At 65.5% G+C, this 20739-nt stretch carries 22 protein-coding genes; 13 read left to right on the plus strand and 9 right to left on the minus strand.

Going from position 1 to position 20739, the window contains the following annotated elements:
* Positions 1-103 precede the first annotated feature (103 nt).
* Complete coding sequence (locus BTO20_RS19485) at positions 104-2497, minus strand: Tex family protein (protein ID WP_087077908.1); 2394 nt, start codon at positions 2495-2497, stop codon at positions 104-106.
* 165 nt (positions 2498-2662) lie between these two features.
* Between BTO20_RS19485 and BTO20_RS19490 the strand changes: the two genes are divergently transcribed.
* The 5 genes from BTO20_RS19490 (at position 2663) to BTO20_RS19510 (ending at position 8821) form a co-directional block, all read left to right on the plus strand.
* Positions 2663-4174: an aldehyde dehydrogenase family protein gene (locus tag BTO20_RS19490; protein WP_087077909.1), complete on the plus strand. Its 1512-nt coding sequence runs from the start codon at positions 2663-2665 to the stop codon at positions 4172-4174.
* Between the two features lie 18 nt (positions 4175-4192).
* Entirely contained in the window at positions 4193-5464 is a 1272-nt protein-coding gene (locus BTO20_RS19495) for a D-arabinono-1,4-lactone oxidase (protein WP_087077910.1), read from the plus strand.
* A gap of 41 nt (positions 5465-5505) precedes the next feature.
* The gene (locus BTO20_RS19500) at positions 5506-7170 is read left to right on the plus strand and encodes an amino acid permease (RefSeq protein ID WP_087077911.1); all 1665 of its coding nucleotides are present in this window, start codon (positions 5506-5508) and stop codon (positions 7168-7170) included.
* 101 nt (positions 7171-7271) lie between these two features.
* Complete coding sequence (locus BTO20_RS19505) at positions 7272-8012, plus strand: cache domain-containing protein (protein WP_157680246.1); 741 nt, start codon at positions 7272-7274, stop codon at positions 8010-8012.
* On the plus strand, positions 8009-8821 hold the full coding sequence (locus BTO20_RS19510; RefSeq protein WP_087077913.1) for a FadR/GntR family transcriptional regulator: 813 nt from the start codon (positions 8009-8011) through the stop codon (positions 8819-8821). Before BTO20_RS19505 ends, BTO20_RS19510 begins: the two co-directional genes overlap by 4 nt.
* A 27-nt stretch (positions 8822-8848) precedes the next feature.
* Here BTO20_RS19510 and BTO20_RS19515 read toward each other — a convergent pair whose 3' ends face one another.
* The 3 genes from BTO20_RS19515 to BTO20_RS19525 all read right to left on the minus strand — a co-directional run bounded on the left by BTO20_RS19515 (position 8849) and on the right by BTO20_RS19525 (position 11724).
* Positions 8849-9670 carry a class I SAM-dependent methyltransferase gene (locus tag BTO20_RS19515; RefSeq protein WP_087077914.1) on the minus strand — a complete coding sequence of 274 codons (822 nt, stop codon included), beginning with the start codon at positions 9668-9670 and terminating at the stop codon, positions 8849-8851.
* 28 nt (positions 9671-9698) lie between these two features.
* On the minus strand, positions 9699-10880 hold the full coding sequence (locus BTO20_RS19520; protein ID WP_157680247.1) for a PE-PPE domain-containing protein: 1182 nt from the start codon (positions 10878-10880) through the stop codon (positions 9699-9701).
* Positions 10881-11073: 193 nt separating this feature from the next.
* Positions 11074-11724 carry a TetR/AcrR family transcriptional regulator gene (locus tag BTO20_RS19525; protein ID WP_087077916.1) on the minus strand — a complete coding sequence of 217 codons (651 nt, stop codon included), beginning with the start codon at positions 11722-11724 and terminating at the stop codon, positions 11074-11076.
* 576 nt (positions 11725-12300) lie between these two features.
* Here BTO20_RS19525 and BTO20_RS19530 point away from each other — a divergent pair.
* Positions 12301-12492, plus strand: coding sequence for a hypothetical protein (locus BTO20_RS19530; RefSeq protein WP_198343990.1), 192 nt, complete (start codon positions 12301-12303; stop codon positions 12490-12492).
* 86 nt (positions 12493-12578) lie between these two features.
* A complete protein-coding gene (locus BTO20_RS19535; protein WP_087077918.1) occupies positions 12579-12803 on the plus strand; it encodes a hypothetical protein in 225 nt (74 codons plus the stop codon).
* A gap of 35 nt (positions 12804-12838) precedes the next feature.
* Here the strand turns inward: BTO20_RS19535 and BTO20_RS19540 are convergent, their stop codons facing one another.
* A complete protein-coding gene (locus BTO20_RS19540) occupies positions 12839-13087 on the minus strand; it encodes a hypothetical protein (RefSeq protein ID WP_087077919.1) in 249 nt (82 codons plus the stop codon).
* Between the two features lie 201 nt (positions 13088-13288).
* On the opposite strand from BTO20_RS19540, the gene BTO20_RS19545 reads away from it, so the two are divergent.
* The 5 genes from BTO20_RS19545 (at position 13289) to BTO20_RS19560 (ending at position 14492) form a co-directional block, all read left to right on the plus strand.
* Complete coding sequence (locus BTO20_RS19545) at positions 13289-13543, plus strand: hypothetical protein (RefSeq protein WP_087077920.1); 255 nt, start codon at positions 13289-13291, stop codon at positions 13541-13543.
* Entirely contained in the window at positions 13543-13752 is a 210-nt protein-coding gene (locus BTO20_RS19550) for a hypothetical protein (RefSeq protein ID WP_087077921.1), read from the plus strand. The genes BTO20_RS19545 and BTO20_RS19550 overlap by 1 nt, the downstream gene beginning before the upstream one ends.
* A 6-nt stretch (positions 13753-13758) precedes the next feature.
* Positions 13759-13944: a hypothetical protein gene (locus BTO20_RS19555; RefSeq protein ID WP_087077922.1), complete on the plus strand. Its 186-nt coding sequence runs from the start codon at positions 13759-13761 to the stop codon at positions 13942-13944.
* Between the two features lie 63 nt (positions 13945-14007).
* On the plus strand, positions 14008-14214 hold the full coding sequence (locus BTO20_RS39375) for a hypothetical protein (RefSeq protein WP_157680248.1): 207 nt from the start codon (positions 14008-14010) through the stop codon (positions 14212-14214).
* Complete coding sequence (locus tag BTO20_RS19560; protein ID WP_087077923.1) at positions 14211-14492, plus strand: hypothetical protein; 282 nt, start codon at positions 14211-14213, stop codon at positions 14490-14492. The genes BTO20_RS39375 and BTO20_RS19560 overlap by 4 nt, the downstream gene beginning before the upstream one ends.
* 123 nt (positions 14493-14615) lie before the next feature.
* Here the strand turns inward: BTO20_RS19560 and BTO20_RS19565 are convergent, their stop codons facing one another.
* From BTO20_RS19565 to BTO20_RS39385, 4 genes are all read right to left on the minus strand, one after another.
* Positions 14616-14846, minus strand: coding sequence for a hypothetical protein (locus BTO20_RS19565; protein ID WP_087077924.1), 231 nt, complete (start codon positions 14844-14846; stop codon positions 14616-14618).
* A 199-nt stretch (positions 14847-15045) separates the two neighbouring features.
* Complete coding sequence (locus tag BTO20_RS19570; protein ID WP_087077925.1) at positions 15046-15792, minus strand: metallophosphoesterase family protein; 747 nt, start codon at positions 15790-15792, stop codon at positions 15046-15048.
* A gap of 335 nt (positions 15793-16127) precedes the next feature.
* A complete protein-coding gene (locus BTO20_RS39380) occupies positions 16128-16283 on the minus strand; it encodes a hypothetical protein (RefSeq protein WP_157680249.1) in 156 nt (51 codons plus the stop codon).
* Entirely contained in the window at positions 16280-16459 is a 180-nt protein-coding gene (locus BTO20_RS39385) for a hypothetical protein (RefSeq protein ID WP_157680250.1), read from the minus strand. Before BTO20_RS39385 ends, BTO20_RS39380 begins: the two co-directional genes overlap by 4 nt.
* 1154 nt (positions 16460-17613) lie before the next feature.
* On the opposite strand from BTO20_RS39385, the gene BTO20_RS19575 reads away from it, so the two are divergent.
* The gene (locus BTO20_RS19575; protein ID WP_087077926.1) at positions 17614-20532 is read left to right on the plus strand and encodes an FtsK/SpoIIIE domain-containing protein; all 2919 of its coding nucleotides are present in this window, start codon (positions 17614-17616) and stop codon (positions 20530-20532) included.
* Positions 20533-20739 lie beyond the last annotated feature (207 nt).

Genomic DNA, 20739 nt, shown 5'->3' on the forward strand with positions numbered 1-20739 from the left:
CCGGCCGGATTCGAGATCGTCCGCGAGCGTGCATCCACTGCGAAGCTGCCGCAAATTTTTCGCAGTGGCTTCACAATCGCGGAGCGCGACCGGGCAGGCCTGGCTACTTGCCGAAGCCCGCCTTACGCAACGCATCAGCCATCGAGCCTGACGGCGGATTCGGCTCCCGGCGCCGCGAGTCGTTGCCGCGGCCCCGGGACTGATTGCCGCGAGCCTGGTTGCCGCCGTCGCGGCGGTTGTTGCCACCACCACGGTTCTGGTTGCCGCCGCGGTTGTCCCCACCGCGCTCGGGTCGCTTGCCCTGATCGCGCTCCGGGGTGTCGTTGAGGCGCAGCGTCAAGCTGATCCGCTGCCGGTCGACGTCGACGTCGAGCACCTTGACCCGCACCACCTGGCCGGACTTCACCACCTCGTGCGGATCGGAGATGAAGCGGTCGGCCATGGCAGAGACGTGCACCAGGCCGTCCTGGTGCACGCCCACGTCGATGAACGCGCCGAACGCCGCGACGTTGGTCACCACACCTTCGAGCACCATGCCGGGCTTGAGGTCGCCGACCTTTTCCACCCCCGCGGCGAAGGTGGCCGTGGAGAACGCGGGACGCGGGTCGCGTCCCGGCTTCTCCAGCTCACCAAGAATGTCGGTGACCGTCGGAATACCGAACCGCTCGTCGGCGAAATCGGCGGGTTTCAGTGCCCGCAGCGAGCGTTCGTTGCCGATCAGCTCAGCCAGCGTCACTCCGGAGCGGTCCAGGATCCGGCGGACCACCGGGTAGGACTCGGGGTGCACGCCGGAGGCATCCAGCGGGTCTTCCCCGTCGCGGATCCGCAGGAACCCGGCACATTGTTCAAAAGCCTTGGGGCCCAGGCGAGGAACGTTGAGCAGCGCCTTGCGGCTGCGGAACGCTCCCGCGCTCTCGCGATGCGCCACGATGGCGGTCGCCAGCGATTCGGTGACCCCGGACACCCGCGCCAGCAACGGCACCGAGGCGGTGTTGAGGTCCACGCCCACCGCGTTCACGGCGTCCTCGACGACCGCGTCGAGGCTGCGCGCCAAGGAGCCTGGCGTGACGTCGTGCTGGTACTGCCCGACGCCGATGGACTTCGGGTCGATCTTCACCAGCTCGGCCAGCGGGTCCTGCAAGCGGCGCGCGATCGACACCGCGCCGCGCAGCGTCACGTCGAGCTCGGGCAGCTCCTGTGCGGCGTAGGCCGACGCCGAATACACCGAGGCCCCGGCCTCACTCACCATCGCCTTGGTGGGCGCGGGGGCGCCGGCGGCCCGGATATCGGCGATGAGTTCGGCTGCCAGCGCGTCGGTTTCGCGCGAAGCGGTGCCGTTGCCGACCGCGATCAGCTCGACGCCGTGCCGCGCCACGAGGGCGGCCAGCGTGGCCTTGGCCTGATCCCACTGCTTCTGCGGTTGGTGCGGGTAGATCGCGCAGGTGTCGACCACCTTGCCGGTGCCGTCCACCACGGCCACCTTCACTCCCGTGCGGAAGCCCGGATCGAGCCCGAGTGTCGTGCGGGTGCCCGCAGGAGCTGCCAGCAGCAGGTCCTTGAGGTTGCGGGCGAACACGGCCACGGCCTCGTCCTCGGCCCGCTGCCGCAGCCGCATCCGGGCGTCGACGGCTGCCGAGATCATCAGCTTGGCCCGCCACGCCAGCCTGACGGTGGTCGCCAGCCACGGTGTGGCGGGGGCGTTCGCGGACAGGTCGATGGCGAGCGACTGGGCGATCATGGCCTGGTAGATCTCGTCGTCACCGCCGTCGAAGGTCAGCGCGAGCGCCTCCTCCTTCTCGCCCCGCAGCACGGCCAACACGCGGTGCGACGGCATGTTCTCCAACGGCTCGGAAAATTCGAAGTAGTCGCGGAACTTCTGCGCTGCAGGGCTTTTCGCGGCCTCCTCGGACCACGGAGCGGTGCGCAGCGCCCCGTCGGCCCAGAATTTCTCGCGGCTGGCACCGACCAGCTCGGCGTCCTCGGAGGCCCGCTCGATGATGATGTGGCGGGCACCCTCGAGTGCGGCGGCAGCGTCGGCGACGTTTTCGTTGAGGAACTCCGCGGCCAGCTCGTCGGGGACCAGCGTCGGGTCGGCCAGTAGCCGGTCGGCCAGCGGTTCCAGGCCCGCTTCCTTGGCGATCTGGGCCTTGGTGCGCCGCTTGGGCTTGTAGGGCAGGTAGATGTCCTCAACCCGCGCCTTGGTGTCGGCTGCCAGCAACGCCGCCCGCAGTTCGTCGGTGAGCTTGCCCTGTTCCTCGATGGATGCCAGCACCGCCTCGCGACGCGCATCGAGCTCACGCAGGTAGGTGAGACGTTCCTCCAGCGTGCGGAGTTGGCCGTCGTCGAGACTTCCCGTGACTTCCTTGCGGTACCGGGCGATGAACGGAACCGTCGCGCCCTCGTCGAACAGTGCGACGGCAGCTGCCACCTGGCGCTCCCCGACGGCGAGTTCTTCGGCGATGCGTGCGGTTACCGACTTGACGGCGCTCTGAGTCACGTCGCAGGACCCTACCGAATCGCGCCGACAACCACCGGCGAGGCGGGTGCGTGTTTCCGCTCGGTTAAAAGCACTCGCAGCTCTTGACGTGAGCCACGCCACAGCGTAAACATTCACTATTAAAGCTTTAGAGATATATCAATCACCCTCCACGAAAGCATCCACATGACCGTCCTGCCAGAAGCCACGCCCGTCACCGTCCGCCGCAACCCCAAATCAGCACCTTTGATCAGTGCCGGCGATCTGCCGCCCGCCGGGCAGTTCATCGATGGCGCGTTCCGGCCGAGCACCTCTGCGGCCACCCTCGACGTGGTCGACCCCTGCCACGAGACCGTGCTGGCCCAGGTGCCCGACGGCACCGCCGCCGACGTCGAGGTGGCCGTCGCCGCAGCACGCAAAGCCCAGCCCGCGTGGGGAGGCCTCACGCCCAAGGAGCGTTCGCAGATCCTGCTGCAGATCGCCGACCGGGTCGCCGAGCACCACGACCTGCTGGTCAACCTGGAATCCGCCAACACCGGCAAGCCCTTCGAGGTGTCCCGCGACGATGTGGCCAGCACCATCGACACCTTCCGGTTCTTCGCCGGTGCGGCGCGGGCGACCACCTCGCAGGCCGCAGGCAACTACGCCGCCGACCATCTGTCGGTGATCGTCCGTGAGCCGCTCGGCGTGATCGGCGTAGTCACCCCGTGGAACTACCCGCTGCTGATGGCGGCGTGGAAGATCGCCCCGATCCTGGCCGCAGGAAACAGCCTGGTACTCAAGCCATCCGAGATCACACCGCTGACCACGTGCAAGTTCGCCGAACTGGTCGCCGACCTGCTGCCCGCCGGCGTCCTCAACGTGGTCACGGGCACCGGCCCCGTCGTCGGCGCCGCGCTGGCCGGGCATCCCGGTGTCGACATGATCGCGCTGACCGGATCGGTCAACAGCGGAAAGGCCGTGGCCCGCGCGGCCGCCGAATCGCTCAAGCGGGTGCACCTCGAGCTCGGCGGCAAGGCACCCGTCGTCATCTTCGAGGACGCCGACCTGCCCGCGGCGGCTTCCTCGATCCGCGCCGCCGGGTACTGGAACTCCGGGCAGGAATGCGGTGCCGGATGCCGCGTGCTGGTGCATGAATCGGTCGCCGACGCGTTCGTCGAGCACCTGGTCAAGGAGGTCAGCTCGTTCACGGTGGGCGAACCCGGCGCCGGCGACGACGTCGAGATCGGCCCGCTGGTGTCGCGACCCCACTTCGACCGGGTCCGCGGTTACCTCGACCGGGCCAAAGATGCGGGTATCCGTGCGGCCGTGGGCGGTTCGGCCCTCGACGGCCCCGGCTTCTTCATCGCACCGACCGTGCTGGTCGGCCTCGACAGCGACGCGGAGGCCGCGCGCGAGGAGATCTTCGGTCCCGTGGTGACCGTCGAGACCTTCTCCGACGAAGACGAGGCCGTCACCCGGGCCAACGCCACGGCCTACGGACTGTCGGCGTCGGTCTTCACCGAGAACGCGAAGCGCAGCCATGACGTCGCAGGCAAGCTCGACGCGGGCACCGTATGGGTCAACTCCCATCTGGTGCTGGCCACCGAAGCGCCGTGGGGCGGCTTCAAGGGCTCCGGATACGGGCGCGACCTGTCCATCTACGCGCTCGACGACTACTCGCGCACCAAGCACGTCATGCACAACCACGGCCGCTGATTCGGAAGGTAAAACGCCATGCCCACCCACAACTATGCCGTTCCGCCGATCAGCTACGCCACCTACCAGCCGTGGACCAACTGGGGTGGAAACCAGACGTGCACACCGGCTTTCACCGTCGCGCCACGCGATGAGCAGGAGGTGCTCGACGCCGTCCGGTTCGCGATCAAACAGAACCTGCCGGTCCGCGCGGTCGGAGCCGGCCACTCGTTCACCCCGATCGTCACCACGGGCGGCATGCTGATCAACACTGATGCCCTGACCGGGGTGACCGACGTCGACGTCGCTCGCAACCGGGTCCGGCTGCGCGGCGGAACCCGCATCAAGGACATCGGTGATCCGTTGTGGGAGCGCGGGCTGTCGCTGACCAACCAGGGCGACATCATCGAGCAGTCGATCTCCGGCGCGCTGGCCACGGCGACGCACGGCTCCGGAATCCGGCAGACCAGCTTCTCCGGTCGGTTGCGCTGGGCCCGAATTGTCAACGGCCACGGGGAGATCGTCGAGGTCGGCGAAGACGACCTGAACAAGCTGCTGGCCGCCCAGGTCGCGCTGGGCACGCTCGGCATCATGACCGAGGTCGAGTTGGAGGCCTCGCCGCGCTACCACCTCGCCGAGGAAGTCAGTTACCCCCACTGGGACGAGATCAAGGCGAACCTCGCCGACAATGTCGCCAACCTGCGGCACTACTCGTTCCTGTGGTGCCAGACCGAAGAGTCGCCCGCCCTCTACGAATTGCCCTGTCCCGAAGGGCTTCCCATGACCAACCGGGCATATCAGAAGATCTACCGTGAAGTCGAGGTGACCGAGCCCGACGGCATCAGCACCACGCCCGGCGCCCGGGTGGACCGGTCTTACCGGATCTACGACATGGGCGGTATGACGTTGCCGTTCCACGAGCTCGAGTACTACGTTCCGGCCGAACGCAGCCTCGAAGCCATCGAGGCGTTGCAGCAGCTGATCCTCACCAAGTACCCGAATGAGCTGTACCCGATCGAAGTTCGATGGGTCGGCCCCGAAGACGGCTACCTGTCCCCCTTCTACAAGCGCGAGACCAACGTGCTCTCGGTATCAGGCCATCCCGGCACCGACTACTGGCCATACCTGCGCGACGTCGACGCGCTGCTCGAAGACTTCGACGCCCGCCAGCACTGGGGCAAGCTGCACTTCCTGACCCGCGAGCGCATCGAGAAGCAGTACCCCGAATACGACAAGTTCGTCGCCGTGCGCCGCGAATTCGATCCCAACGGCGTGTTCCTCAACGACAGCTTGCGTCAGCTCGTCGGCTGACCGACTCCCCGCCCATCGTCGAAAACCAAGGAATACCAACGATGTCCACCACAGCTCCCAAGAGCTCCGATGACGAGATGCTCGCCGAGCTCGGCTACAAAGCCGAGCTCGACCGCTCGTGGTCCGGCTTTCACAACTTCGCCATCTCCTTCTCCGTCATCTCGATCCTCAGCGGCCCGTTCATCAGCTTCTTCATCGGCTGGAATAACGGCGGTCCGATGGCCATCAGCTGGGGCTGGCCCATCGTCAGCGCGCTGATCCTCATCGTGGGGCTGTGCATGGGCGAACTGGTCTCGGCCATGCCCACCTCCGGCGGCATGTACTTCTGGGCCGCGAAACTGGGCTCGTTGCGCTCCAGTTATTTCACCGGCTGGCTGGACTTCCTCGGCCTGCTGGCCATCGTGGCCGCGGTGTCCTACGGCGCGGCCAGCTTCATCGACATCACCATATCCGCCTACAGCCCCACCTGGGCCGCGGGCTATTCGCTGACCCGGGTGTTCCTGATCTTCATCGGAGTGCTGGTCGTCGTCACCCTGCTGTCGATCTTCTCCAGCCACCTGCTGGCCATCTTCAACAGCATCTCGGTGTGGTGGCACGTCGTGGGCGTCGCGGCAGTCATCGCGATCCTGGTCTTCATCCCCGACCACCACGCCAGCGTCTCGGACGTTTTCGCCCAGCGAATCAACAACACCGGCATGTTCGGAGGCAGCACGTCGAACCTCGGGTTCCTGTTCCTCGTGCTGCCCCTGTCGATGATCCTGCCCCAGTTCACCGTCACCGGATACGACGCGTCGTGCCACATGTCGGAGGAGACCGTCGGCGCGGCGGGTTCGGCGGCCAAGGGCATCTGGCAGGCCATCCTGTACTCGGCCATCGGCGGCTGGATCCTGCTGCTGAGCTTCCTGTTCGCCGTGCAGGATCCCGCCGCCGTCAGTGCCAGCGGCGGCTCGGTGGTGACGGTGCTCAACCAAGCGCTCGGTGCCCCGTGGATCGGCATCGTGTTGGTGATATCGACTGTCGGCCAATGCTTCTGCGCCATGGCCTGCATGACCTCGACCACCCGCATGCTGTTCGCGTTCAGCCGGGACGGCGCTGTCCCCGGTGCCCGGTTCTGGACCCGGTTGAACAGTAAGAACGTCCCGCTCTACAGCGTGGCCCTGGTTGCCGTGCTGGCCATCGTGCTGACGCTGCCCGCACTGGTCGAGGTCGACGTCAACGGGGCTCCGGTGCCGGTGGCCTTCAACGCCGTTGTCTCGATCGGTGTCGTCGGGCTCTACCTGGCCTTTGCGATTCCGATCTATCAGCGCTGGCGCAAGGGATCTGCCTTCAAGACCGGCAGCTGGAATCTGGGCCAGAAGTACAAGTGGCTGTGCGCGATCGCCGTCGTCGAGATCGGGATCACCACCGTCATCGCCATGCTGCCCACGTCGTCGGGCGGTGTGCCGTGGAACGCGAGCTTCGAGTGGAAGTACCTCAACTACACGCCGCTGGTCGTCGGCGGCACCCTGCTCGCGCTGTGGCTGGCCTGGCAGCTGCGGGTCAAGCACACCTACACCGGTCCGCGCAGCACCATCAATCTGCCGGCAGGTGTCGGATCGGCTGACGAACTGGAAACCGAATACGAAGAACACCATCCCGGCCACCATCACCACGGGTCGCATCACGAGGCGCCCGCCGCGAAGGCTGCCGTCGGACCATGGGAATGAGGGCGGACCGTTAATCACGCCGCCAGCCACACCCCGCCGGGCGCCGTCCCGGCGGGGTCGCTGATGTTAGCCTGCGGCTACGAGGACGGTGGGTGTGCACGATGGCTTTAGCAGAAGACGATCTGCCTGCGCTGCTGGAGCGCGTCGCAGGGGTGGTCGGAACCCGGATGGACGAGTTGTTCGAGCTCGTCGAGATCGTGCACCGGCGCGTGAGCGAGATCATCGACGGATTCGCCGAGCGTCGCCGAACTCCCGACCGGGCCGCGTTGGCATCGGTGAGACCGCTGCTGCAGGAACTGCTCGCCGCCGACCAGCCGCTGCTCGAAGGGTTCGACATGGCGTTCGGCTCGGACACCTTGAGCGATGCGACCCGGTGGCTGGAGTGCTGGCGCCGTGACGCCGACGGCAACTCCTACTTCGTCAAACACATCCTCAACCCTGACGCCGTCGGCTTCTACGACTACCAATCCCACGATTGGTTCACCGCTCCCATCGCCGCGGGCCATTCCGTCACCACCGGGCCCTACATCGATGTCGGCGGAATCGACGTCTGCACAATCACTTTGGGGATACCTCTGAAAGCCGCCTCGGGAGGCACGGCGGTCATCGGTGCCGACCTGTCGATCCCCGGGCTGGAGGCGCTGATGTTGCGGGCCTTGAACACCCGCCGCCATCATGTGGTGCTGCTCGCCGCCAACGAGCGGGTCGTGGTGTCCAACAGTGCCCGCCATGTCACGGGGTCGCGGCTGCGGCTTGCCGATTCGGAACGCATCGTGCACTCCGTGCCGGTTCGCTCACGGGACCCCGAACGGCTGCCCTGGCGGATCGTGGCGCTGTCATGACGCAGGCTGCCCAACCTTCCGGCGGCACAACACCTTCCGAAGCGACGCGCGGCAGTTCGTTCTCCCTCGTCGCGCAACTGCGCACCAACGAGGCAAACGGCGCCGACCGTGCCGATCAGATCGCCCACCAACTGGAGACCGCGATCGCCGTGGGCCTCATCGGCTACGGCGAAATGCTGCCCGCCGAACGGGAACTCGCGGCGCAGTTCGGGGTGGCCGTGCTCACGCTGCGCGCCGCACTGGCCTCCCTGCGTGACCGGGGCTTCATCCAGACCAGACGCGGCCGTGGCGGCGGCAGCGTGGTGTGCGACGCCGGCGTCGTCACCGAGGCGGAACGCCGCCGCCGGTTGCGCGAACGCAGCACCGAAGACCTGCGCGATCTGGGCGACCTGTCGGACAGCATCGCGACCACGGCCGCGCGGTTGGCCGCAGCCCGGTCCGACCACGCCGACCAGACTCGGCTGCAGAACCTGGCCGACAGCTTTCGGTCAGCAACCAGCCCGCAGGACCGCCGCAAGGCCGACAGTCGCTTTCACATCGGTCTTGCGGTTGCCGCCCAGTCCAATCGGCTCACCACGGCCACCGTGCAGGTCCAGGGCGAAATGGCGCCGCTGCTGTGGGCGTCGGACCCGGCGGGCCAGCTTTTCGAATTCGACCAGGCCGAGCGCGACCACGCCGCGATCCTCGAGGCGATCATGCGCGGCGACGAAACCGCGGCCGAGGCGGCGGCGTTGCAGCATTGCCTGCATGAGACCGAAGCCATGATCAACACCCACCTCGATCTCGTGATGAGTGCATCGGACTCGTGAAACTGGTTCCCTCGCCTGCCGTTCGGCTCAGGTGGGCGGCGTTTGTGCCACGACCATGAGATGCGGGCTGGCGCCCAACAACGCGGGTTCGCGCTCCACGCGGGCAATCGCCCGCAAGGCTGCCGCACGCGTCGTCGCATCCGCGAGCACGTCGTCTCCCAGGGGCACCGGACCCTCGATGGCCAGCACCTCCACCCCCGCAAAGCCGGCTGTCGCCACCTCGTCGGCGAGCTCGTCCGGGCGGTGAAAGTAGGCCAGTGTGAACCACTCCGGCCGGGTGTCGACGTGCGGGTTTCGATGCACACCGGTGTGCAGATCGGCCACGACGATCGACTCGAACTCTGGCTCGGCGACGGCCTTGGTGCGCAGACCGTCGACGGTGGACGCGAATCTAGAGATCGCCGCGGCCACCAGGCGGCCGCCGGGCCGGAGCACGCGTCGCGCTTCGTGCAGTGCGCGCATCCGGTCGGCCCGGTCCACCAGATGGTACAGCGGGCCGAGCATCATCACCGCATCGACGCTGCCCGTGTCAAAGCGTGACAGGTCACGCGCATCACCCACGGCCGAGTCGGCGAGCGGGGCCGACGACTGTCGTCGCGATGCCGTCCGCGCGGCTTCGACGTGGGCCTCGACCGGGTCGACCAAATACACCGAATATCCCGCCGCTGCCAACGGCAGTGCATAGGCGCCCTCGGCGCCGCCCACATCGAGAACCGTTGCCGGCGCGGCAGGAAGGTACCGCTGCAGCAGCTCGGTCGTCCGCGCCGCTTCTAAGCGGCCCCACGTGGCGAGGCGGTCACGCTCGACGCCCTGCGCGTAATGCTCAGCGATCTGTGGGTCGAGCTCCATGCCGTCAGTATGGGTCGTGAGCCCACGATCACCTCGCACCCAGGCCGCGCGTCGGGTGCACCGAATGCCGGAGGTTCACGAGATGTTGCGACTTCGGCGCGGACAGCCGCGGACCCGCCGCCGTATCATGGTGGCGCGTAACGGCGCCCACGATTTTCCGGACCCTGTCCGCTCCCCGGGTCTGATGCTTGGGGGCCTTGGGCGTCTGCGCCTTATCCGCCTTAACCGACGTGCCGGTGCGCGGGGCAGCGGCGTTGAGTGCGGGCACGGTGAAGTTCTGCAGTGCCACACCGACATCCGATGCGATCCGGGATGCGGTGTTCACCACCGTCAGGAACGCTGCCTGCCCGCCCGCGGCCAAGGCCTTGCGAGCCGGCGACCACGTCGACGTCGTGTACGCCGAATCGATGATCCGCTTGAGTGGGACCTGGACCGCTTCGAGCAGTTGCTCGTTGACGCCCAGGCTCTGCAGTGGGCGCAGGATCGGCAGCAACCCCGTGTACGGGATGAGGTACGTCGTGGTCGTCCCGCCCATTGAATTGGTCGTGGTGGTGATGTCGGAGGCGGGAATCGTGCTGAGGTCCACCCCGTAGTTGACTTGGTTGTGCAGGTAGAGGGCACCCAAGAGGGCGTTGACGTCGGCGAGGATGTTGAGCTGATTGGCCGGCCAGTCCGCGATCCCGTCGTACTGGCGGTTGATGATCACCGTGTTGTACGGCGTTTCGGGGGCGGCGACAAAGGTGATGCCCGGTAGCTGCAGGCCCGCGTCGCGGCCCATGATGCCCGTCGGGCTGGTCGGGTCGGCGAACCGGACGAACGTGATGTCGGTGTTCGCAGGCGGATTGGCGAGCAGTGCCTGCTCTTCCACGCTGAGGACCACGTCGCCCTGCGATACGCCGATCACCTGGATGGGCTCTCCGGGCGGGACCGCCCGGATCGCCGTGTCCAGAGCGGTAACTCCTTGTGCGACAGAAGGATCCAGCGCGATGGTGCCCTCGAACGGATAGAACGACGCCGGGTAGCCGATCTGGTAGGCGGTGCTGGCGAATTGCGTCACGGCCGGGCCCATCCACGCCAGGCTGACCGTTCCGGCCTGTTGCGGAGACGGCGAGGTTCCCGGCACGTACAGCGTCGTGGTGGCGTGCGCCGCGATAGACCCGAACGTTGCAAGAGCAAATACCGTGGAAACGACGACACCGGTCCTGGTCACAGCGTGTTGATCGACGAGTCGCCCAGCACAGCACGGCGAGGCGGAACCGGAAGCATGCAGCACAAACCGAGTCATATCCTCGACCTCCAGGGCTACAGCAAACTATTTGCCGTCCCCGTCAAAAGATACATGCACAGCTGCATCTATTCAATGGATTGCCCTTGATGCGCTGAGAGATTCTTTGCGCTGGCCGTCAAGCGCCGGAGGGAGCGTCGAACACCGGCGGCGCAGCCGTCACCAGCACCCGGCAGGCCCGCTGCCATCGCCGCTTCGCACGGGCGGCATCGCCGTCGACGAAGCTGGCGACGAGAATTCCGCGCAGGGCGTCCATCGCCGTAAAGACGAAGTCGCCCAGCTCTTTCGACGCGGCAGCTGCCGCGGGCAGGACATGTTCGGCAGCCGCGATCAGCGCGGTATTCACGATCGGCTCGACCTTCTCGATCTCGCCCGCCAACACGCGGTCGGTGCGGCCCGCCACCCAGAGCTCCACGGTCGCAGCGAACAACGGGCCCTGATGCAATTCCCACAGATAGTCGAGCAGCGAGGTGAAGAAGTCCGAACCCGGGTCGAACCGGTCCACCTCGTCCATCACGGCTTGGGCGCGCAACTGCGCGAGACGCTCGATCGCCGCCACCACCATGTCGGACTTGGCCCGGAAGTGATGCAGCTGCGCCCCGCGAGTCAGCCCGGCAATCTTGGCGATCCTCGGCGTCGTGGTCGCCGAGTAGCCGTGAGTAATGAGGCATTCGATCGTCGCGTCGAGCAACCTTGCTCGCGTCGCCGCGCTGCGTTCGGCCTGGGTGCGCCGGCCGCCGGATGCGCCGACGTTCGGCTCGTCGGTCATGCTCGGGCTCTCACTTGTGAAATAGCTGGACGTCGCCACGCTATATCACCGGTTCGGTCATCTGACGCTGATCGACCGGGCTTCCTGGGGAACCGGTTCGGCCGACGGCCGAATTGAAATGAACTACAAGGGTGGTCCCGGCTGGGTTCGAACCAGCGACCTTCCGCGTGTGAGAACGACGATTCGGCCTTCGCCCAGCTCGCGAATCGCCGACTAACCCGCCGACCAGGCGTTTCTCGTCGTTTCTCACGGGTCACTTTGCAGAGAATGGGTCATCAACGGGTCATCGGGGCCGTTTCCGCTTTCATCTGGCCGCTCTCGGCCAGATGATCCATCCGTCCCGGATCGGCATGGGACGGCCCACTGCGTCGAACAACTTCGCGAGGCGTATCTCACCGTTCTCGTACTGGGCGATGTCGTGGCGCGCGGCCTCGGTCTGCTGTAGTGACGTGCTCTGGGTACTTCGATGTGTCGGCCGTGTAGCGCAGTATCAGCGTGATCGATGCCATCCGATACGGCGAGTCGGTGTTCGCGCCGCGCAGAGGCCGGTCACCCCGGCGCGATGACACTGACGCCGTGTCGATGAACCTGACTGTTTCCGCATCCACCGATGGCCCCGACGACGCCGAGACCCTGGCGCTGATCCTTGAATCCGTCGCCTCCCAGATCCGCGCGGGAGGCGGTGACCCGGTGCACGACGATGGAGAATTCGACGTGACCGCCGGCGGGCAGAAGCAGCAGGTGTTCCTGTCGTTCGTCGCGAGATAGTCCGAAGTGGGCTGGCGACGGCGTCGACCAGCAAACAGCGCCGCCTGTCGCCGCGGTGGGTCGCAGGGTCGAGACTTGCCGGACGGATGTCCGCACGTGAGGAGATGAGCATGTACGCACGGCTGGAACCCACCGGCGAGACGGAATGGAACTGGCAGGCGATCGACGACAAGGGCACCGTGCTGGTGCGGCTGAGCGGGACCAGCTTCGCGGTGCGCACCCCGGCCCTGGCTTCTCTCGTCGCCGATCACGGTTTCCCGCCCGGAAGTTGGGTCGCAGATGGCGACGCGTTCCTGTTCGCTGCGGATTGAGCCGAGCCGGGGCCAATCTGGTTCCAGTTTTTGTTTCAGCGCAACCGTTCCGGGATCTGGTGGTCGTATCCGGGCAGCAATTTTCGTTCCCCGAAGCGCGTGGTGCTCTCCGGATCCTCACGCACGAAATGCGCGACGGTGGACGCCTGGCCTACCAGCTGGCCATCGATGTAGACCTCGGCGGTGTGGTTGTCTCGGGCACCGGCCGGCAGGTAGGTGGCCCGGCCTTCTCGTGCGGCGTTGAGCACGTCGATGCGTAGCTGCTCGAAGTTCGTGCTGCCCATGGAGGATTCCTCTCGTCGGCGGATGGCAGCGCGACTCTGCCCGCGCCGTTCTCCGACCGGCGAGCGCGGCGCGCCGCAGTCCTGTCGCCGGATCGCTCGCAGGACGTGACATCGCGGCGGGGGTGGCGAGATGCGCCACCCCACTGGTGCTGGTCGCGCCGTGCACACCGGAGATGTACGGGCCCTGCCACGATGCCCGACATGACCTACAACGGACGCGCGGTGCTCGAACAAGTCGCCGCACAACACGGGTGGACCACCGTCTCGGTGACTCCGTGCTTCGAAGACCAGGAGCAGGTCATCTACGGCCGCGAGGGCATCGAGATCCTGATCGCGTGGACACCACTGAACACCGCGACGTGTGTCGTGAAGAACTACGGAAAACCTGATGAGACGGTGGCTGACGGCCCGCTGGGTCTGATCACCGCCCGGGGCTGGATGGAGGAGAACTGCTGATGTCGATCATCGGTGACGGCGTCGAAAAGACCCTGACCTACGAGGAGGCCACTGCGATCCTGGCCGAGCCCGGCTACAACGCCTATGGGCGACTGCGCCTGTACGGGATCATCGCCGACGGTGAATCCGCCGGCCAGCTCACCGCCATCAAGTCGCAGCAGAATCTCGACCGGTTCAGCTACACCCGCATCTACTCCGTCGAAAGGTAAGGCGTCATGGTCGAACTCGGCAATGTTGTCAAGACCGCTAATGGGGCGATCGGCGCCGTGGTCGACTGGCTCGACCACGGGATGCGTCCAGGCATCTTCACCGTTGAGTGGGACGAGACCACGTTCACAGGTGACGCACCCCCACGCCACTGGACGCGCGCGGAAAGCGAAGCCTTGACAATCCTGAGCTGATCTCTTCCAAAAGCACTCGCGCCGAGCATCGTGCTCCCGTGCGATAGCTGCCACTATGCGCGCATGCCAACACACGGTGGACTCGACGACGTCCAACGCCAACGACTCTGCGAATCGAAAGTGACGCTCGACGGGGAGCCAGCACGCATCATCGGCTGTGCCCACCCATTCGCCACGGTGTCGCGTAGTGATGGGCGGGGCGGCCGCATCGAATTCGCATGGGCGACAGCAGCCCGCATCGTGGGTGCCGGCGGGGCATTCCAGTCGTGAGCACCACGACTGTCTTCGTGCACCTGGACTACGACGTGTGGGACCACCGCGAGACCGAAGCGATCCGAGTGTCGTGCCACGGCCGCGCCGACGTGTACCTCCCCCAAGGCCAGCGAGCCACCGGACAGTGGGACGGCGCCAACACCGCTGCAGTCGCCGGATCGATCGCGCACCGGTTCGGTCTCGATGACGCCGAACGTGCCCGGGCAGTATTGGTCGAATCTGTCCCGGCGATCGAGCGGAACGACCCGCGATGGATCGTCACCTTCGCGCTCTGAGAACAGCAGCGTGACCCACCGCTGCTCTGTCGTGCACGCCGCGATGTCATCGACGTTGAGGAGACCGGGACCGGATCCGAGCGATTGCTCGGATCTGTGACGGGCGATGCCGCACTGGCGCCACTACGACATCGATTGATCGGCACCGGCTGTCGGATCAGTCAGCCGCGGCCAGGAGACATCGACCAACTCACCATTGATCTCGGAGGCGTAGCGCTCTGCTTCGCCATACTCCGCCTCGGTGAAGCACCGCACGGCGAATGGATTTCCGTCAGCGCGCACGAGGATGGTGAGATCCTTCAGCTCGACATCCCGGCGAGCTGGTTTGACGCGCTGCACCATCTCCTCAGCCATTCACAGCATCTTCGCACCGAGGCTCGACAGCTTCGGACATCTGGGGACGTGATGTGCGTCAGTGTCGCGGCCCGCCGTCTCCCGCCCTCCGAGCCCGCAGCTGCGCCTGGAGCTGTTGTTGGTGACATGCGCTGGCACCGCAACGACCGGAGCACAGTCGCTCCCGAGCTGCAGTTTTCGTCGCCCACGGCAACTGCTGTCAGACGGTCAGGTCCAGGATCATGGCGCTTTTCACGAAGTTGCCGCCGTCGTCGGCTAGGCCAATGATCCGTGTCGGGCCGCGCTGCGCGGTGTAGTGGATGTGGTAGTGGCCGTGGTACAGCACTGTTGGCGCGGTGGCGTCTACAACCTCGCCGACCAGCTGCCGATGCAGGTCGGCCTGGTACAGCTCGGCTGGTGGGAATCCTCCTCCGAGGCCGGGGATTTCGTATCCGTCCGGTGCATCGTGCGCGACGATCACGTCGACCGGGCCGCCGCTGATCGCGTAGGCGACATCAGCTGCGGTGAGACGTTCCTCGGGCCACCAACTCACACCGGGATTGCGCATGGGGCGGTCCACCGAGTGCGCACCACCCAAGGCCATCCACGTCTTGCCGTGCCAGCGCCAGCGCAGGCCGCGCGGCAGGTGGAAGATGTGCGGCCGGATCTGGCGCAGTCCCGTGTCGGGGTCAGCCGGCAGGTCGTACAGCGCATCAAAGCATTCATGGTTGCCGTCGACCCAAAGCACGGTGACGCCGTGACGTGCACAGGCCGTGTCGATCTCGTTGAGATAGTCGTCGGTACGACGCCCCGGAACCCAGAATCCAAAATCTCCAAGCTGCAGCAGCACCGGGATGCCGCGGACACCTGCGGACAGGATCAGCGACGTCGCCCAGCCAGTGTTGCCGTGCCAGTCGCCGGCGAGCATCACCGTGCTGGGCCCCGGCTCGTGCAGAACGGTCGTCATCGAATCATGGTCCGCGACAGAAGCGATGTGGAGCAATTGGTTTTCGGATCAGAGCCTGTGGCGGATCTGATGCGGGCCAAATGAATTCGGAGTCGGCGGATCGCCTCGCGACGGGCCCCGGCGGGCAGGTAACTGGCCAGATCCTGGTGCGTGGCGATTGAGCGCAACTCTGCGCAGCTCAGCTCAGTAGTCGCGGGACTGTTGACAGAGAAAATATGCGAGACCCCGACTGGAGCCGGGGCCTCGCATCCCACGTGTGTTCCACCACCAAGGAGAACGCCTCCAATATATATCGCAGAACCAGCCACCACCAGGGTCGACACCTGCACTCGACCTCACTCTCCCTGCCATTTGAGGAAGTCGAGCACGATCCAGCAAATAGCACCGATGATTGTGGCGTACACCAACATGCCGAGGTCCGCCAGGTAGAGGCAGCCCAGTACCGAACCGACCGAGCCAGCGGTGATGAGAACCATGACGCGTCGGGTCATCGCACAACCAGATCGGCGATCAGGCCTGCTAGACAAGGGTTCTCACCGATGGCAGTTCCGGCCAGCACCGCGGCACACAACAGTGTGGTTGCGAGGACGAGCCGGCGTGCGGTGCGTTCGTGCATGGTGCGATTCCATGGCAGTTGCCGCCGCGGGGAGCTGATTCCGCCTCGCATCCCAACCTCCTTCTATCTCTATTTTGGAGATTACAGTGCTGAGGTGGCGACAGCGCGGATTCAGCACACCCGTGTGTCGTGCACTCTCCACGGAGTCTTGAGACACGGGATCAGCTGCGGCGCACTCTCGCAGCGGTCACCTGCATCCGTGGAATGCGGGTGCAACCTGATTCTGGAAGCGAAACCGGCTTCGCGACAGGCACTGTCACGTGCCCTCTAGTCCGACCGTTTCGGCCGACCAGCTGTGTCGGCGTGTCGTGCGTGCCGACTCGTCGAAGCAGTCGACGTGCGCGAGCATCGCGGCGTGATCGAAGCAAAATGCCGGCAAAACGCCCGGCCAACGGAGGACCTGAGATGACGTGCATGGATGCCTGTGGAGGCGACTCACGAGCCTCGCGATTCTCGTTGATGATTGCCCATTCCAGTCTCTATGTCCTGCCCTGCTGGCTGGCTGTGTGTATCGCGTCGTGGTTTGGCCTTCTGGGACCCACCAGCCGCTTCACGGCCGGCACGGTGATGGCCGTGTGTGCACTGGCGGCGCTAGCGCATCGGCTCAGGGGGCAGTTGTGTGTTCGTTGCATTGAGGAAGTGCCTACCGACGCCCCACTCCGCGCCCAGCGGAAGAAGCGCTGGCTCTGGTTGGCCCATTTTGTTACCCGGCCATCGGGGATAGCGGTGACGATCACTGTCTTGGTCGGCCCGCAGCTATTGTCGCTCGTACTTCCGGGCGCTCTATCAACCGGAATCTGGTCCACTCGCCTTCGAATTCCGATGGACCTCTGGCTGTTCGCCATTCTGCACTCGGAGACGACCCACTACCGGCTTCTGCTGTGGTGCCCCTACTGCCGGGGCTGGGATGACGGTGAGCCCGAACCGTCGCCAGACCCCGCTGTGTCTGGCACCAAGACCGCGCGCTGAAGGCAGCCGAACCGTGTCGCGTTCGTCGGCAGCCTCAGACATCGCCTAGCTTTCGCCGCAATCGCCTTCGTCGTGGGGCGGGAGCCGTCTTCGAGCCGGGCCGCGACCCCGGCCGATTTCGGCGGTCAGCCCCCTTAGGGGCACACGGCTCGTCCTTCCTGTTTCAGCGGGACGTGGCAGGTGGTCGCGGAACCGTTCAGACCACATCCCGCACGACACAGGAGGTTTAGTCCACAATGGTTGAATCCGCACGTCTCAAGAACCGGGCCCGCCGCTACATGGCCGCCCACCCCGGCACCAAGTACCAACAGGCACTCGACGCGGTCACCGCCACCGAAACTGACAGCGCGCCAGACACCTCTACCGCGTCCATCAACGACATCCCGGACTTCTTCGAAGCCCTCGGGATTTCCGACATCTCCACCCACGACTTCCAGGCGACATGGGCGGCCAACGACCGCACTGATGAGATTAAAATCCCGGTCGCACTCCACCGTGAAGGCGACCAACTCCTACCGGAATTGAGCTATCTGAACTTCTACGAGGAGAATCGCGGCGGCAACGGCCCGCACGGGGTGATCGCTGGACGAACGGGCAGCGGGAAGAGCCGTTTCCTGCGAGCAATCGTCCTTGCACTGATGTCCAAATACAGCCCCGACAGGATCGGATTCCTCCTCGCGGACTACAAGGGCGGAGCGACATTCCGGGACATGGACCCCGGCCGGTGCCCACATGTGCTGGCCAACATTTCCAACCTAGCTGACGACCCCGAGATGGTGGATCGCCTCGGCTTGGTGATCGAGGGCGAAATTGTCCGCCGCATGGAGTTCATCACCGGCGAAAAGGGATGCAAGGACATCTTCGAATACCGCGAGCAGCAACGACAGCACCCCGGTGAGCTTGACTGGCCTCCGCTGCCAAATTTGTTCGTGATCATCGAGGAGTTCAATAGGCCCCGTCCGAGACAACGAGGAATCGACGAACTTCTCACTCGCGTCGGCCGCGTTGGCCGTTCACTTGGCATGCACCTGGTCATGTGCAGTCAGCACGTCGAACGGTCCACGTTTGGCGAGCTGTTGGAGCAGCTTGCATTCCGCTACTGCCTGGCAGTGAGTTCACCACATCAATCGATCACCATGATCGGCACCGACGCCGCTGCAAGATCGTCAGGCGGCCCGCTTACCGGGAAGATCTGGCGTAGGTTCAGCTGCGACGAAGCACCCGTCGAGATCAGAGCGTTGGACCACAGCGCTCCAGTTTCTGGACGCAATGCCACGATGGCTGACGCGCTGCTTGATCGGCTGTCGCGTGAACCAGCTCCGGATGTGCGCCGGTTGTGGACAAAACCACTGCGGGAGCCAGTAACACTGCCAGAACTTGGATTACAGCGCCAAAAGGATGGGCTCGGGATTCAGATCGGCTACCTTGACGACCCGCTGCATCACCGAACCCTCCCCTGGACAATAGATCTCGGCTCAAACACCCCGCACTGGCTCATCTCGGGGGACCCCGGATCCGGGTGCACCACGACGCTGCAGACCCTTGTGCTGGCGGCCTGCGCGCAGCACACGCCCCAGCATGTCTCGTTCGTTCTCCTCGACAGCCGCTCCGGTCAGTTGCACGCGGTCGCCGAGTCGGCGAACGTGATCGCCTATGCCCACAGTGGGGATGCTGAAAGCGTGAAAGCGGCTCTGGACGAGATCGATCGGTTGATGAAGCTGCGTCACGACGCTGTCACCCGACCTCACAGCGCAGGGATAGATGCCTATCTGGCGGGTAGGAACACCGACACGGTTCCCGGCGATCCCTACGGCCACGTGATCGTCGCCGTTGATGGGCTTGCAGGTTTCGCCGGATTCGGGGCCGGTGGAGGTTCGGTAATACACCGAATCGCCGCTCTCGGCCGCGAACTGGGTGTACATCTTGTGGCAACAGACCAGACCCGCGCACAGGAGACCTCCCCCGGGCTCGAGGCGAACTTCTCCAGACATATCCAGCTTCCATGCGAGCACTACCACCGCGCTCACGCCCCGAACATTCTCCGAGCGCGGTTCGACGCTGAGATCCCCCGGGACCAGCCCGGCCGCTCGATCGACCCTGTTACCGGACTGCAGGCGCGCGTTGCCCTCCCAGTCGCCGGCAGCATCGAACCGGACGGACTGAACGTTGACCGAACCTCGGCTGTTCAGGAACTGAGCAGAGCGCTGTCTTCAGGCATCGACCCGGTCGAGAAGCCGACACCTGAACGTCTCGCGGAGATCGCTGACGCCGCTCGCCGGTCCGAGTTGCAGGTGATTCACGGTGAGATCGACAACCTGATTGGACGAAACGCTGTTAAAGACCAGTTGCGCCGAACCCTCGCGTCGGCGCAGGTATCTGCAGAACGAAAGCGGCGCGGCCTGGGGAGCATCGGTGCCGTAGAGCGCACGTTCGTCGTCACCGGTCATCCTGGAACCGGAAAGTCACATACCGCTGACCTGCTCGCCCGCGCGTTGTACACGTGCGGACTCACTCGCAGTTCAAAAGTCGTTGTGGCCGGCTGGACGCAGCTCGCGGGCGCGAACCCGGGCGATACAGTGGATAAGGTTCAGGCCGTACTTGAGGAAGCCAGCGGCGCAACCCTCATCATTCACGATGTCCAGCCGTGGCATGCGGCGGAGATTTCGGACATGCTCGTGGACAAGCTGGATGACGGTGGTAGTGGCGGCGACATCGCGCTGATCCTCACCGGCCATCCATCAGACGTGGCGCATCTCTTCGTAACGAATCGCAGGCTGGATTCTCTGCTTGGCGCGCGAATCGACCTCGCACGCCCCACGGCGGCCGAACTCTGGCAGCACCTGCAACGGTTCGCCCACAAAACTGGCCGCCTGCCAGCGGCCGGCTCGGAAGAGACGTTCTACACAGAGGTCGAGCACCTGTTCGAGCACACCGACGAAGACCACTCACCGCTCGATGTGCTTTCCAACATTCGGTTCGCGAGCTACATCGTCGAGCACGCAGCGCGTGCGTCCATTGCGCGCTTGACGGACACCGACCTTTCGAAATTGACAGATGCGCAGCTGACAGAGCTGACCGCTGAAGACATCGTCATCGCGGTGCGAGGGATCGACGCACGCACCCGATCAGTCCCGAAGGGCGCCAGGGGGCACTGAACAAGTCCCACGATCCCGGCCGCTCCGGGGCTGGGGTCGTGGGACCCTCACCGTGGCAGCCACTTGCAGAGTGGCCCACCACCCGTCCACACCGATAGCGCCTCGGGGGCGCTGGGTGCGCATGGAACGGTGCCATATCCTTCGATGCGAATCGTGCCTCTTGGCGCATCTGGTGCAGTGGTGGTTATGGCCGGGCGGGTGCCCGGG

Source organism: Mycobacterium dioxanotrophicus (genome assembly GCF_002157835.1).
Classification (GTDB): domain Bacteria; phylum Actinomycetota; class Actinomycetes; order Mycobacteriales; family Mycobacteriaceae; genus Mycobacterium; species Mycobacterium dioxanotrophicus.